This is a genomic window from Zoogloea ramigera (genome assembly GCF_006539865.1).
In the GTDB taxonomy this organism is placed as follows: domain Bacteria; phylum Pseudomonadota; class Gammaproteobacteria; order Burkholderiales; family Rhodocyclaceae; genus Zoogloea; species Zoogloea ramigera.
Map to the genome: position 1 here is coordinate 1 of NZ_BJNV01000091.1, position 13,940 is coordinate 13,940.

The window sequence follows — 13,940 nt, forward strand, 5'->3', positions numbered from 1 at the left end:
CCGTCGCGGTGGGCGCTGGGGCCACCGCGGCACCTGCCGGGGCCGTGCCCGCGCCGCCGGCGCCGGCCGCGGTGCCGATCGCCCAGCTCACGGCGGGGGGCGCGCGATGAGCCGGGGGGGCGACGCATCCGCGACCTTCTTCGGCAAGGTCCCCGGCCGCGGCGACTTCGTCAAGGGGGCCGGCCAGCACCCGCTGATCGCCACGCTCGACGCCTGGGTGTCGGGGGCGATGGAGCTGCTCGCCGAAGACCCGGGCTGGAAGGCCGCCTACGACGCGGCCCGCCCCATCGACTTCGCCTTCGTCGGCGCCCGCAGCGGGGTGTCGGTGGTGGGCCACCTGCGGCCGAGCGTCGATGCCTCCGGCCGGCGCTTTCCCTTCCTCGCCGCCGCGGCGGTGGAGCGGGACGACACCCTGATGTTCCGCTGCGCGCCCTGCGGCCTCGTCGAGGCCTGGGGGCAGCTGGCGGGCCACGCGGCGTCGGCGGTGGCCGGGGCCGCGCCGGCAGCCTGGCAGGGCGGGCTCGAGGCCGTCGATTGCGGCGCGCTTTTCGACACCGCGATCCAGGGCGACCCGCTGGGGGCCTTCGTGCGCCGCAGCAGCCTCTCCGCCCTCGCCGACTTGCTGGGCACGCGGCCCGAAGCCGTCGCGCGGGTGATCCTGGCGATCGGCCTGCTGATGCGCCCGGTCCTCGACCAGCCCACGCTCGGCATCGACAAGGACCTGATCCTGCCCCTTCCGGCCGAGCCGCGGGCGGCGCGCCAGGTGGCCGGCCTGTGGCTGTACCTGGTCAGCGCCTTCCTGCGCCGCACCGGGCTGGAGCTGCAGGTGCTGATCCCCTGCGGCGGGGCGCCGGCCCACCTGTTCATCGGCTTCCGCGGGGCCGCCGCCGACACCCTGCGGAATGCGCTGGTGCCGTCGGCAGCGGCCGGGGCCCAGGCCGTCCGCCTGGTCGACCCTGAATGGATAGACACCCAGCCGGCCCTCACCCACGAGCCTGGCGTTGCCCGGCTGGCGAGCTACCTTGCCCAGCCGGGCATCGGGCTCGAACTCGTCGTCAATAGCTTCCGCGAAGTCTTTCTGGGAGAGTGAGCATGAAAATCCACGCCGTCCTGGCCGCCCTGCTGCTGCACTTCAGCCTGCCAGCCCTGGCCCAGCCCGACGAAGCCGGCAAGCTCATCGCCGCCGGCACGGTGCCCGACGAGGCCGCCCGGGCCGCCATCCTCGGCAAGCTGCGGGAGCTCTACGGCGCCGCCAACGTGGTGGACCGGCTCGAGGTGGGCGGCGTCGTGCCACCCCCCAACTGGGCCGACAACATGACCCGCCTGCTCTCCGAGCGGCTCCGGCAGGTGCACAGCGGGCGCCTGCAGGTCAGCGGCACCCGGATCGCCCTGCAGGGCAATGTGGCCAACGAGGCCCTGCGCCAGCAGGTGGTCTCCGAGATGGCCACGGTGCTCAACCCCACCTACACCATCGATAACGGCCTGGTGGTGGCCGGGGGCGGGCAGGGCGTGCTCGACAAGACCCTCTCCAACCGGGTCGTCGAGTTCGAGACCGCCTCGGCCCGGCTCACCCCGGCAGGCAGCCGCATCCTCGACGAGATGGCCGAGGCGATCAAGCGTATCGGCACGCCCCGCCTGCAGCTCATCGGCCACACCGACAGTGCCGGCAAGCGCGAGGCCAACGTGGAGCTCAGCCTGGCCCGCGCCAACAGCGTGCGCGCCTACCTGATCGACAAGGGCATCCCCGCGGCTTCGCTCAGCACCTCCGGCGCCGGCCCCGACCGCCCCCTGGGCAGCAACGACACAGCCGAAGGACGCGCCCGCAACCGGCGCATCGAGTTCCGCCTCAACGGCTGACCCGGCGCGGCCCGCCACCGCGCACGCCCTCGCCACCCGGGCACCCGCCGATCCCACGCACCGGGGGCCCGGCACGCCCCGGCTGCCGGCTGACGCATGCCGGCATCGTCCGATGCAACGCCGCAGCGGCCCCAGACCGCATTACCCATAATGGTGCAGGGCAGGCCGAATCTATCCGAGCATCATTAATGCTGGGTTAAGGCTGGGTGTTGATAATCGCCCGGCAAGATCACCCCAGCAACGACAACCCCCGGAATGCGAGGTCTCCCCATGCAGAAGCCTTCAACGTGCGCCCGGCCCCCGTGGCCGCAACTTCTCGGCTGTGCGCTGGCCGTCACCCTCACCGCCTGTGGCGGCGGGGGCGGCGGCGGTGCCGACACCCGCTCCCAGGCTTCGGCCACCACTCTCTCCGGCACCGCCGTCGACGGCTACCTGCAGGGTGCGCGGGTGTTCCTCGACGTCAACGGCAACGGCCTGGCCGATACCGGCGAGCCCACCGCCACGACCGACGCCAATGGCCGCTACAGCCTCGACTACAGCCAGGTTTCGAGCCCCGTCCTGGGCATGCGGGTGATCGTGACCGGCGGCGTCGACACCGACACCGGCTATGCCTTCACCGGCATGCTCACGGCCCGCGCCGACGGCTCCCGGGCTGGCCAGCTCGTGTCGCCCCTCACCAGCCTCGTGGATGCCCTGGTGGCCCAGGGCCTGAGCCTCGACGACGCGCGCGCGAAGGTAGCGGCGGCCCTCGGGCTCACGGTGGCAGACCTGGCCACCGACCCCGTCGCGGTGCTCGCCAACCAGCCCGGCCTGTACACCCGCCAGGTGGCCCTGCAGCGGGCCGTGCAGCTTTTGGCCAGCGCCAATCAGGGTAGCCAGACGGCCCACGAGGCGCAGGAGCGGGTGCTCCGCGCCCTCGCCACGGTCATCGTCGCCCAGAACGGCACCGCCACCGTGGGCGAAATCGTCGCCCGGGCCAGCGTGAATCAAGCCAGCGCCGCCCGGGCCCTGGCCGATGCCGTCGAAGACACCCTGCAGGCAGCCCTGCGCAGCCAGGGCGGCCGCGCCAGCGCCAAGGCCAGCCTGAAGGCCATGGACCAGATCCGCCACGAAATGGAGAGCTCTGGCGAATACAGCCTGAGCCAGGCGGCCACCCGCCTCGACGAGCGCAACGGGGCCACCGCCTACAGCGGCCTCGCCGGCGTCGGCGGCAAGACCGAGGCGATCAACACCTTCACCCGGCGGGCCGGCACAGCCACCACGGTCAACCAGGCGCCCAGCACGGCCGGCCGGCTGCTGGCCTCCAACTGCTTCCAGTGCCACGGCACCGGCGGCGTCGGCGGCTTCGACCGCATTCGCGGCTCGGACGCCGCCGAGGTGCGGGACTACCTCCGCAAGTCCGCCCGCAGCGACATCATGGCGGCCCACGCCCAGGGCTACACCAGCGCCCAGCTCGACGCGATCATCGCCTACCTCAAGCAGTAAGGACCGGAGACTTCCATGCCCATCAAAGCCATTCCCTCCCGTCGCCGCCTCCTGCTGCTGGCCGGCGCCGCCCTCGGCACCAGCATGCTCGGCGGCATCGGCCGCCTCGCCCTCGCCGACTCGGACGACGACGACAGCGACAACCACTACGAAGAGAGCGCCAACACCAGCTTCACCCCTGCCAACACCGGGTTGAACGCCCGCATCGTGGTGGTGGGCGGCGGCATGGCCGGCGCGACGGCCGCCAAGTACCTGCGCCTGTGGGGCGGCACCGGCCTGCAGGTGACCCTCGTCGAGCCAGCCGCCCGCTACACCTCCAACATCATGAGCAACCTGGTGCTCAACGGCAGCCGCAACATCGCCACCCTCGACTACGGCTACGACAGCCTGGCCGCCAAGTATGGCGTCGGCGTGAAGACGGCCCGGGTCGTCGCCATCGACGCCGCCGCCCGCACGGTAGCCTTGTCCGACGGCAGCAGCCTGCCCTACGACCGGCTCGTCGTCGCGCCGGGGGTCGAGTTTTCCGACGCCTACGGCCTCACCCAGGCCGACTACGCCACCCGCACGCCCCATGCCTGGCAGGCTGGCCCCCAGACCAGCCTGCTGGCCAGCCAGCTGGCCGCGATGCAGAACGGCAGCTTCGTGATGACCATCCCGAAGGCGCCCTACCGCTGCCCGCCGGGGCCCTACGAGCGGGCCTGCCTGGTCGCCGACTACCTGAAGACCTACCGGGGCGCCGGCTCCCGGGTCATCGTCCTCGACGAGAACGCCACCATCCAGGCCGAGCGCGAGACCTTCAGCCATGCCTTCGGCGTCACCCACGCTGGCGTCATCCGCTACGAGGCGGGCGTGACGGGCATCCAGATCGACCCGGTGAGCCGGCGCGTGAGCTACCTCGACGCGGTGGGCAACCCGCAGGTGATAGCCGCCCAGGCGGTCAACCCGATCCCGCCGCACCGCGCCACGGGCTCCAGCCCCGGCGGCTGGCTGGCCGCGGCGGGGCTCAACAACAGCGCCGACGGGCGCTGGTGCGTGGTGGATGTGCTGAGCTACGAATCCACCGCCCAGGCCGGCATCCACGTCATCGGCGACGCGGCCAGCTGCGGCCTGCCCAAGGCCGGCCACGTGGCCAACCAGGAAGCCAAGATCTGCGCCGACGCCATCGTCCGCCTGCTCGCCGGCCAGCAGCCCGACCCGGCGCCGGTCGCCAACTCGGCCTGCTACTCGCCGATCACCGCCGGCACCGCCTCGTGGCTCACCGCGGTGTATCAGTACGACGGCGCCAACCGCAAGATGGTGCTGGCCGCCAACGGCGGCAACACCGTGGGCGCCACGGCCATCGAATCGGCGAGCGTCAGCAGCGGCAACTTCCGCCAGATGACCACCTGGTTCAACACGCTGATGGGCGACAGCTTCGGCTGACCGGGAAGCGCGCCCCGGACTGCAACAGCCCACGCCCTGCGGCCTGGGCTGTTGCGCTTTGGCGCTACCCATGGCCTCGCTGCCGACGCTTGCCGATGTCCTGAATGGTGGCCCGTTTCAGCTTCCGTTCATGTGGGGGAAGCGAGAATGGCTCCAACGTCTCGCCGAGGCGCCCCGACCCGAACCTGGAGATCCCCATGAAAGCCCTGTCCGCCCTGTTGCTCACCGCCCTCTTCGCCGGCACCGCCGTGGCCGCCCCCACCTGCACCGTGCCCCAGGACAAGTGGATGAAGGAGGGCGACCTCAAGGCCCGGCTCGAGGCCCAGGGCTACCAGATCAAGATCTTCAAGGTCAGCAAGGGCCAGTGCTACGAGATCTACGGCTTCGACAAGGGGGGCCAGAAGGTCGAGATCTACTTCGACCCCCAGACCGGCGCCGTCGTGGCGTCCCGCTGAAGCCCGCCTCCAACCGCCAGCCGCGCGAGACCCCGCCATGAGCCAGCCCATCTCCAGCCCGCCCGTCCGTGTGTGGGACCTCTTCGTGCGCATCTTCCACTGGAGCCTAGTGGCCTGCGTGTTCCTCAACTTTCTCGTTGAGGAGGGCGAGGCGCCACACCAGTGGATAGGCTACGCCGCCAGCGCGCTGGTTGCGGCGCGCATCGTGTGGGGTTTCGTCGGCAGCCGTTACGCACGCTTTTCCGACTTCTTCCCGACGCCGACGCGGCTGCGGCAGCACCTGGCGGCCCTGCTCGCCGGCAAGCCCGAGCACCATGTGGGCCATAATCCCTTCGGTGCGTTGATGATGCTCGCCCTGATGGCCCTCGTGTTGTCCCTGGGCTTCACCGGCTACCTGCAGACGACCGACATGTTCTGGGGCGACGAGTGGCTCGAAGAGCTGCACGAAGGGCTCGCCTCGGCGCTGCTCGGGTTGGCAGGATTGCATGCGGCGGCGGCCCTGGTGGTCGGCCGCCTCGAAGGTACCAACCTGATCGGCGCCATGATCACCGGCGTTAAGGTGCGCCGCGGGCGCTGAACCCTGCCCATGCTGCTCGCCTTTGCCCTCTTTCCAAGCCCTGCGAGGATTCAAGCCATGAAATCCCTTCCCCACCTGTTCATCGTTGGCGGGCTCGCCTGCACGGTGTCCTTCGCCCTCACCGCGGTGGCCGGCGAGCGGCCCCGCGTCGAGGAGGTCCGCCAGCTGCGGGAAGCCGGCAAGATCCTGCCGGCCGAGGAGATCCTGATGCGCAGCCGCAAGCTGCAGCCGGGCCAGGTGGTCGTGCTCGAGCTGGAGCGCGAGCACGGCCGGCTGATCTACGAGGTCAAGCTGATCGACAACGCCAACAAGGTGCACAAGCTCGAGCTCGACGCGGCCACCGGCGCCGTGCTGAGCCACCGGGAGAAGTGACCGATGCGCCTCTTGATCGTGGAGGACGACGACGCCCTCGGCCAGGGCCTGCGCAGTCACCTGGCCAGCCAGGGCTACGCCGTCGATCTGGCCACCAACGGCATCGACGGCGCCCATCTGGGGGCCACCGAGCCCTATGACGCGGTGGTGCTCGACCTCGGCCTGCCCGGCAAGCCCGGCCTGGCCGTGCTGCGCGACTGGCGGGCGGCGGGCAACCGGGTGCCGGTGCTGGTGCTGACCGCCCGCGACGGCTGGGCCGAGCGGGTCGAGGGCCTGCAGGCCGGGGCCGACGACTACCTCGGCAAGCCCTTCCACATGGAAGAGCTGGTGGCCCGCATCCAGGCCCTGCTGCGCCGCGCCGCGCCGGCCCAGGCGCCCCAGCTGCAGGTCGGCAAGTGGCGTCTCGACGAAGGCCGCCAGCGGCTGGTGGACGCCGACGGCCGCGAGCAGACGCTCACCGCTACCGAGTTCCGCCTGCTGCGCTACTTCATGCGCCACCCCGACGTGGTGCACTCCAAGAGCCATCTGGCCGAGCACGTTTACGATTTCGACGCCGAGCGCGACAGCAACGTGATCGAGGTTTACGTGTGCCGGCTGCGCATCCTGCTCGGCAACGAGCGCATCGAGACCCGCCGCGGCCAGGGCTATCTCTTCCGCGGCCAGTCGTGAGGCGGCTGGGGTGCGGGCGATGACGTCCCTGCGGCGGCGGCTGTCGGTCACCCTGGCGCTGGTGCTGCTCGCCGCCGGCGCGCTGCTGGCCGTCAGCCTGCAGGATTTCCCGCGCCGGCTGGTCGAGGACTACGTGCTGTCGCGCCTCCACCACGACGCCGACCTGCTCTACGTGCGCCTGCTCGACGCCGTCGCCGCCGCGCCGGGCCCGCGCATCGACCCGGCCACGATGGGCAGCGTGGGGCCGGTGTATGAACTGCCGCTGTCGGGGCATTACTTTCTGATCAAGCGGGGCGAGCAGCTCATCCGCTCCCGTTCGCTGTGGGACGAGGACATCGCGATGCCGGAGCTCGGCGGCGCGGTGGAGCGCGTCCAGCGCGGTGACGGCCCGGCCGGGCAGGCGCTGCTGGTGTTCGCCGCGCGCTTCCCCGATGCCGGCGGCGGGCTGCCGGTGACGCTGGTGGTGGCCGAGGACGTCACCACCATCGACGCCGCCATCGCCGATTTCCGCCTCAAGACCTTCATCGCGCTGGCCCTGGCGCTGGGCCTGCTGCTGATCCTGCAGCGCCGGGTGCTGGTGCAGGGCCTGGCGCCCCTCGACGAGGCGGTGGCCGCCTGCCGGCGCCTGGAGCGCGGCGAGGTGGTGCCGATCGACGCCACCGCGCCGGCCGAAGTCCAGCCCATGCTCGACGCGGTCAGCCGGCTCGCCCACCACCACACCCAGCGCCTCACCCGCATCCGCCACGCGGTGGGCAACCTGTCCCACGCCCTCAAGACGCCGCTGGCGGTGCTTGCCCAGGACGCCGACGAGATCGGCCGCCGCGGCGATCCGGCGCTGGCGGCCCGGCTGCACGCCCAGCTCGCCACCATGCGCGAGACGATGGCGCGCGAGCTGCACCGGGCGCGGCTGTCGGGCGGCGGCCCGGTGGGGTCGAGCTTCGAGGTGCGCGGCCAGCTGGCGGTGCTCGTCGATGTGCTGCAGCGGCTGCACGCCGAGCGCCACATCAGCATCGAACTCGACGCCCCCGACGAAGCCCTGCCGGTGGACCGGGAGGACATGCTCGAGCTCTTCGGCAACCTGCTCGACAACGCCTGCAAGTGGGCGCAGGGCCGCGTGCGGGTGCAGGTCGCGCCAGCCGGCGCCGGCGGGCAGCTGGTGTTCAGCGTCGAGGACGACGGCCCGGGGGTGCCCGAGGCGCTGCTCGGCCAGCTCGGCACGGCCGGCCTGCGCACCGACGAGAGCCGGCCCGGCCATGGCCTGGGGCTGGCGATTGTCAGCGACATCGTTGCCCAGTACGGCGGCACGCTCCGCTTCGGCCGCTCGGCGGGCCTGGGTGGCCTGCGGGTGGAGGTGAGCCTGCCGGTGGCGGGCTGAGGCGCACGCCGTAGGCCTGCTGCCGCATCGACGGCGGCGGGCAAGGGGTTGTCACCGGTAGGCGTCACGGCGGCACAGCCGGACGGTGGTGGCTGCCCCTACTCGCCGCCAGCCCGCTCTTCGACCCCCAGGAGCTCCTCGACCCGCAGCAGCGCCGAGTCGTCCCGGACGACGCTGCGTAGCCATTCGTGCAACGACATGTTGCCCCAGCGGGCGGCTTTCTCGGCCAGGTAGGCCACCGGGCTGTGGGGTTCGGTGCGGCGGAAGAAGGCGGCGATCTCCTCGAGCTGGCGGAGCGCCTCGTCGCGGTTGCGCGGCGGGCCGCCGGCCGCAGTGGCTGCAGTTGCCACAGAAGCCGCAGGGGCTTCGCGGAGCGTGGCCTCGGCCGATGCCGGAGCGGGGAGGCTGGCGGTTTCTGCGGCGGGGGTGGCGGCCGCGGGGGCGTGGCGCCGGAGGTTGCGGGTGACATCGTCGAGCACGTCGAGCGCGGGACCGAAGGCCGGGGCGGCGTCGCCCAGGCGGACGTCGAGGGTGGCCTGCAGGCTGCCGAGGGCGGCCTTGAGGCGCTCCGCGTCGCGTAGGCCGTCGCTGAAGTGCTGCGCCGGGGTGTCACGTAGCGCGGCGTCGAAGCCGTCGAGGCTGGGCCGGGCGCTGTCCTCGTCGTTGCCCGGGTTGCGCGCGTTGGCCCGGGCGGCTTCCAGGTCGGCCAGGGAATACCGCCCCTTGGCCGAGGCGGTCAGCGGGATGTCGCGCAGCAGGCGGGTGGTTTGGGCGAGCAGCCAGTCGAGGGCGCCGATGCGCTGTTCGAGCTCGCCGTCTTCGGGCTGGGGGTGGATGTCGTCCCAGAAGGCGTCGCACAGGGCCGCGGTGAGGGCGTGGCCGTCGGCCAGGCCGGCCAGCCCGTGGGCCCGGCCGAGGGCTTCGGTGAGCCAGCCGGCCACCCGCAGGTCCTTGGTCTGCGTGGCCAGCAGGGCCTCGCACAGCCTGATCACGCCCCGCCAGTCGGCCTCCTTGACGTCGGTCACCCACTCGCCCTGGGCGAGGGTGGGGTCGTCGAAGCGGCGGGCTTCCTGGATCTGGTCGAAGGCGGCCGAAAAGCTCAGGTCGTCGCCGCAGGGTTGGTCGGGGAAGGGGAGTGCCTGGAGCAGGCCGGCGTGGTCCATGGTGTTCGCCTCGAATGTCGAACGCCTAGTTTAATGGCATTTGCCGGGGGCGTCAGCGGGATCGCGGAGGCAACGGTGCGGACCGCGTCGTGACAGGCCTTGTGCGTTGCAGCCGCATCTACAGTCGCCGCCGCCCTCAAGCCGCCCGCGGCGGCAGGCTGTCGAGCCAGCTGCCCAGCGCCTCGGCGGCCTGGGGCCATTGGGGGTCGAGCATGAGCATGTGGCCGGCGCGGTCGATGGTGACCGTCCTGGCTCGCCAGGGCAGCGCGGTGAAGAACAGCATCGAGGCCGGGAAGAGCGCGTCGTGGCTGCCGCCCATCACCAGGGTCGGCAGCTGGGGCGTGCGGGTGGCCGCCGCGAAGGGCAGGGTGACCATCTCGGCGACAGCCTGGTCGGATTCATTGCCGATCATCGGCATGAACTGCAGGGTGTCCTCGGGCCGCACGTCGGGCGAGAAATACACGCTGGCCATCACCTTGAGGGTGTTGGCGGTGGGCTTGCCGGCGAGCACGTTGGGCAGCTCGGCGAAGAAGTCGGGCTGCTGCAGGGCCAGCCGACTGGCCGAGCCGCCGGTGCCGGTGGGTGGCACGGGCGACAGCAGGGCCACGCCGGCGGCGGCGTCGGGGGCCCCGGACAGGTAGCTGCGCAGCACCAGGGTGCCCATCGAGTGGCCGATCAGCACCGGCCTGGCCGGCAGCTCGGCCACCGCGTGGGCGACGTCGCGGGCGTAGTCCTTGATGCCGAAGTCGTGCAGCTGGTCGTGCCCGCCGCTCTCGCCGTGGCCGAAGAGGTCGAGCGCGTGGCAGTCGTAGCCCTTCTGCTGGAAGTAGGGGATGAAGTTGTGCTCCCAGCAGCGGGCGTTGGTGTAGCCACCATGCACGAAGAGCAGGGGCGGGCGCTGGCTTGGGCGTTTGGCGGGGTGGTGGTGGATCTTGAGCGGGTGGGCAGACATGGTGGCGCGTCGGACGGGGGAGGATTGAAGGCAGCGGCTTGGGCAGCGCGCCAGCTGTCGAGTTCCGGGCCGACCTTACCCGCTTGGGCTCGGAAGGGGAAGCCGGGGCGCAGGGTGCTGGGGGTGTCGGCGGAAGCGGCGCAGGTCATCGATCAAGCTCGGCGGGCGACTGAAGTCGCCCCTTGGGATGGCCGGGCTCAGTAGCCCAGCGCCCGGCTGATGAAGTTGCGCGGCACGCGGGTCTTCGGCACCTTCATGTCGAACCAGCTGCGCACGTCCTGGTCGAGCCCGATGCCGTGCATGTAGTTGTACAGCGCCTTGTTGAGGGCCACGCCGAGGGCGTCGTGGTCGACACCGGTGGGGTCGATGAAGCCGACGTCGTTCTTGGCGAAGCTGATTGGCGGCAGCGGCTTGAGGCGCACGCCGAAATCCTCGGGTTTCTGGCCGACCGGCGAATGCACGGTGCACACGAAGCGGTGGAAGAAGCCCGACTGGATGCAGCCGGCGTCGAAGAGCTGGCGCACGTACTCGAGGGCGTCCACGGTGTCCTGCACGGTTTGCGTGGGGAAGCCGTACATCAGGTAGGCGTGCACCAGGATGCCGGCGTCCGAGAAGCCCTTGGTGACGCGGGCCACCTGGTCCACCGAGACGCCCTTCTGCATCAGCTTGAGCAGGCGGTCGGAGGCCACCTCGAGGCCGCCCGAGATGGCGATGCAGCCGCTGTCGGCGAGCTGTCGGCAGAGCTCGGGGGTGAAGGACTTCTCGAAGCGGATGTTGCCCCACCACGAGATCGTGCGGCCGCGGCGGGCGAGCTCGTCGGCCAGGGCCTTGAGCATCTTGGGCGGCGCGGCTTCGTCGACAAAATGGAAGCCGGTCTGGCCGGTCTCGGCCACCACCGCCTCGATGCGGTCGACCAGCAGCTCGGCGCTGGCGGTGTCGTAGCGGCCGATGTAGTCGAGGCTCACGTCGCAGAAGCTGCACTTCTTCCAGTAGCAGCCATGGGCCACGGTGAGCTTGTTCCAGCGCCCGTCGGACCACAGCCGGTGCATCGGGTTGAGCATGTCGAGTATCGACAGGTAGCCGTCGAGGGGCAGGCCGTCCCAGGTGGGCGTGCCAACCTCGGCGAAGGGGATGTCGGGTTCGGCGAGGTTGAGGTAGCGCACCTGGCCCTCCTCGCGCAAATAGGTGCGCACCAGGCGCGACTTGCCACGCTTGCCGGCCAGGTGTTCGAGCAGCGCCAGCAGCGGGCGCTCGCCGTCGTCCAGCGTGATGAAGTCGAAATGGTCGAACACGCGGGGCTCGGTGAGCTCGCGGAGTTCGGTGTTCACGAAGCCGCCGCCCAGCACCGTGACGATGGATGGGTTGGCCGCCTTGATGGTCTGGGCGATGCGGAAGGCGGCATACACCGAGCCGGGGAAGGGCACCGACAGCAGCACCACCTGGGGCGCGTGGCGGGCGAGGGTGTCGAGGGTGAGGCGCTGCAGCGTCTCGTCCACCAGCGTGGGCGGCGCGGCCAGCGCCCGGGCCAGGGGCTCGAAGCTGGGCTGGGCCATCGCCAGCGATTCTGCGTAGCGCACGAACTCGAAGCGCTCGTCGGCGGCTTCGCGCAGCACGTCAGCGAGGTCGTTGAGGTAGAGCGTGGCCAGGTGGCGGGCCTTGTCCTGCACCCCCAGCGCGCCGAAGGCCCAGGCCAGCGGGTCGCCGCCGTCGGGGTCGTAGTACACGTCGAGCGAGGCGAAGCGCGGCCCCTCGGGCAGTAGCATGCGGCTGGTGATGCGGTGGGCGAGGGTCGGGTCGCGGCCCTGCAAGAAGGCCAGCGTCGGCGTGACGGTGGCCCGGTAGCGGTCGAACTCGGCGTCGAACTGCGTGAGCGTGGCCGAGCGTTTCTTGGGCGGCATGGCGCGCAGCTTGTCGCGCAGCGCGTCGAGCCCGGCCGGCGAGAAGAGCTCCAGCACCAGCCTGAGGGCCAGGTCGTCCTGGCGGGCGTCCACGCCGCGGGAGCGCAGGAAGCCGGTGAGGTAGGCAGTGGACGGGTAGGGCGTGTTGAGCTGCGTCATCGGCGGGATGAGCGACAGCACGCGGGGGGCGGTGAGGGGGGCGGCGGTGGAGGCAGTCATGGCGGCAGGCCGACGGCGGACGGGGCGCCAATGATAGCGGATCGCCGCAGCGCGGTTTTTTGTGTGCCGAAGAAAGACCGACAACATACTCAGGCGGCTTTTTCTGGCCTACACTCCCAGGTGTCGGGGCAGCCTTTGCAGGGCGCCCGCCGTTTTGATTCCGCTGGAGGCCGCCATGCACGACGACTACGATTTCACCGCCACCTTCGATTTCGACGATAGCGAATGGAAGGCCATCGACGATGCCCTGGCCTTGCTCGAAGAGAAGTTCGCGATGCTCGACGAGCCGGTCGAGGAGGCGGAGGAGGGCTGCTTCCCCTTTGATCCGTCCGCCGAGGCCTATACCCGCCGGGCCATCGGCGAGTTGCGCAAGGAGTGGGTGCATTTTGTCGACGACCCCTGGACCGACCTGGACGAGATCCGCGGCCACCTGCTCAGCATCGACCAGCTGCGCCCGCGGCTGCGCCGCCTGCGGGAGCTCTACCGCCGCGGCCAGTCCAACGTCAATGCCATCGGCGGTGAAGCCTACGATGGCTGCATGATGGGCCAGCTCACGCTCGAGCGGAGCGGTAGGGGCGGGGCGCTCAAGCGCATCAAGGAGGCGACGGTCGAAATGCGTACTTCCCGCATCAAGACCCTGCTGGGCGATATCGAAGACACCTCGCTGGTGGACGATGAGCTGGATGAGCCGGATGAGCCGGACCCCGGCAGCGGGGCCTGAGGCCCGACGCCGGCCCCGATCTGTCTGCCGCATCGGGCGCCCGGCCCATGCTTGAGTTGCTGCCTTGCCCCGTCTTGCCACGCCCGCCCTGCAGGCCGGGCGGGCGTATTCAAACCGACCCAACCCCCGCTGGAGACCCGCCATGAAAGACTACCGCGCCACCTTCGATCTGAGCGACGCCGACTGGAAAGCCATCGACAAGGCCCTGAGCCTGCTGGAGGAGAAGTTCATGGCCCTCCGTGACATCACCGACGAGGATAGGGCCTGGCAGATCCCCTTCTCGACCCGCGCCGAGGCCTTCTGCCGCAAGGCCGTCGACGTGATGGTGAAGGACCGCGACGTGCTCATCGATACCGACGTGGACCTGGACGAGATCCGCGGCGACCTGCTCAGCATCGACGAGCTGCGCCCGCGCATCAGCCGCCTGGAAAGCCTGCTCGAGAAATGCCGCGACAACGAGACCTGGCTGAAGGGCTTCCTGTTTACGGGCTGTATCGACGGCTACGTGGTCTTCGACCTCGCCGGGCGGGCCGGGCCGATGAAGCCGCTGCACGATGCCATGTCGTTCAAGAAACCGGGCCTCAAGATGCCGCTGGTGGACCGCAGCGGCAAGGGCCCGGCGATCGACCCCGACGCCGAGTAGATCAAGCGACGCCCCGGCAGCGGGCCTCTGTTTGCAGGGGCTTTGCAGGGGTTTTTTGTAGGGGCGACTTCAGTCGCCCTCCGCGCGTTGATCAAAGGCATGCCTTGGATCGGAGTCCGCGGGCGACTGAAG

At 70.9% G+C, this 13,940-nt stretch carries 14 protein-coding genes; 11 read left to right on the plus strand and 3 right to left on the minus strand.

Annotated features, from left to right (window positions below):
• The 9 genes from tagF to ZRA01_RS18145 all read left to right on the plus strand — a co-directional run.
• A partial coding sequence (tagF, locus tag ZRA01_RS18105) for a type VI secretion system-associated protein TagF (protein WP_307724356.1) occupies window positions 1-1,090 on the plus strand: 1,090 nt, incomplete at its 5' end.
• A gap of 2 nt (window positions 1,091-1,092) precedes the next feature.
• A complete protein-coding gene (locus ZRA01_RS18110) occupies window positions 1,093-1,857 on the plus strand; it encodes an OmpA family protein (RefSeq protein WP_170183023.1) in 765 nt (254 codons plus the stop codon).
• Window positions 1,858-2,127: 270 nt separating this feature from the next.
• Complete coding sequence (locus ZRA01_RS18115) at window positions 2,128-3,342, plus strand: c-type cytochrome (protein ID WP_141354773.1); 1,215 nt, start codon at window positions 2,128-2,130, stop codon at window positions 3,340-3,342.
• Window positions 3,343-3,357: 15 nt separating this feature from the next.
• The gene (locus tag ZRA01_RS18120) at window positions 3,358-4,764 is read left to right on the plus strand and encodes an FAD-dependent oxidoreductase (RefSeq protein ID WP_141354774.1); all 1,407 of its coding nucleotides are present in this window, start codon (window positions 3,358-3,360) and stop codon (window positions 4,762-4,764) included.
• A 197-nt stretch (window positions 4,765-4,961) separates the two neighbouring features.
• On the plus strand, window positions 4,962-5,219 hold the full coding sequence (locus ZRA01_RS18125) for a PepSY domain-containing protein (protein ID WP_141354775.1): 258 nt from the start codon (window positions 4,962-4,964) through the stop codon (window positions 5,217-5,219).
• Between the two features lie 37 nt (window positions 5,220-5,256).
• Window positions 5,257-5,796 carry a cytochrome b/b6 domain-containing protein gene (locus tag ZRA01_RS18130; protein ID WP_141354777.1) on the plus strand — a complete coding sequence of 180 codons (540 nt, stop codon included), beginning with the start codon at window positions 5,257-5,259 and terminating at the stop codon, window positions 5,794-5,796.
• Between the two features lie 57 nt (window positions 5,797-5,853).
• Window positions 5,854-6,168 carry a PepSY domain-containing protein gene (locus ZRA01_RS18135; protein ID WP_141354778.1) on the plus strand — a complete coding sequence of 105 codons (315 nt, stop codon included), beginning with the start codon at window positions 5,854-5,856 and terminating at the stop codon, window positions 6,166-6,168.
• Window positions 6,169-6,171: 3 nt separating this feature from the next.
• Window positions 6,172-6,837, plus strand: a complete 666-nt coding sequence (locus tag ZRA01_RS18140; protein WP_141354779.1) for a response regulator transcription factor — start codon at window positions 6,172-6,174, stop codon at window positions 6,835-6,837.
• Window positions 6,838-6,856: 19 nt separating this feature from the next.
• The gene (locus tag ZRA01_RS18145) at window positions 6,857-8,212 is read left to right on the plus strand and encodes a sensor histidine kinase (protein WP_141354781.1); all 1,356 of its coding nucleotides are present in this window, start codon (window positions 6,857-6,859) and stop codon (window positions 8,210-8,212) included.
• 98 nt (window positions 8,213-8,310) lie between these two features.
• Here the strand turns inward: ZRA01_RS18145 and tssA are convergent, their stop codons facing one another.
• From tssA to ZRA01_RS18160, 3 genes are all read right to left on the minus strand, one after another.
• Window positions 8,311-9,375: a type VI secretion system protein TssA gene (gene tssA / locus ZRA01_RS18150; protein WP_141354782.1), complete on the minus strand. Its 1,065-nt coding sequence runs from the start codon at window positions 9,373-9,375 to the stop codon at window positions 8,311-8,313.
• A 136-nt stretch (window positions 9,376-9,511) separates the two neighbouring features.
• Window positions 9,512-10,327 (minus strand): alpha/beta hydrolase, encoded by an 816-nt coding sequence (locus ZRA01_RS18155; RefSeq protein WP_141354783.1) that lies wholly within the window; start codon window positions 10,325-10,327, stop codon window positions 9,512-9,514.
• A 197-nt stretch (window positions 10,328-10,524) separates the two neighbouring features.
• A complete protein-coding gene (locus ZRA01_RS18160; RefSeq protein WP_141354784.1) occupies window positions 10,525-12,444 on the minus strand; it encodes a B12-binding domain-containing radical SAM protein in 1,920 nt (639 codons plus the stop codon).
• A 175-nt stretch (window positions 12,445-12,619) separates the two neighbouring features.
• On the opposite strand from ZRA01_RS18160, the gene ZRA01_RS18165 reads away from it, so the two are divergent.
• Complete coding sequence (locus ZRA01_RS18165) at window positions 12,620-13,165, plus strand: hypothetical protein (protein WP_141354786.1); 546 nt, start codon at window positions 12,620-12,622, stop codon at window positions 13,163-13,165.
• 142 nt (window positions 13,166-13,307) lie between these two features.
• Window positions 13,308-13,808, plus strand: a complete 501-nt coding sequence (locus ZRA01_RS18170) for a hypothetical protein (RefSeq protein ID WP_141354787.1) — start codon at window positions 13,308-13,310, stop codon at window positions 13,806-13,808.
• Window positions 13,809-13,940 lie beyond the last annotated feature (132 nt).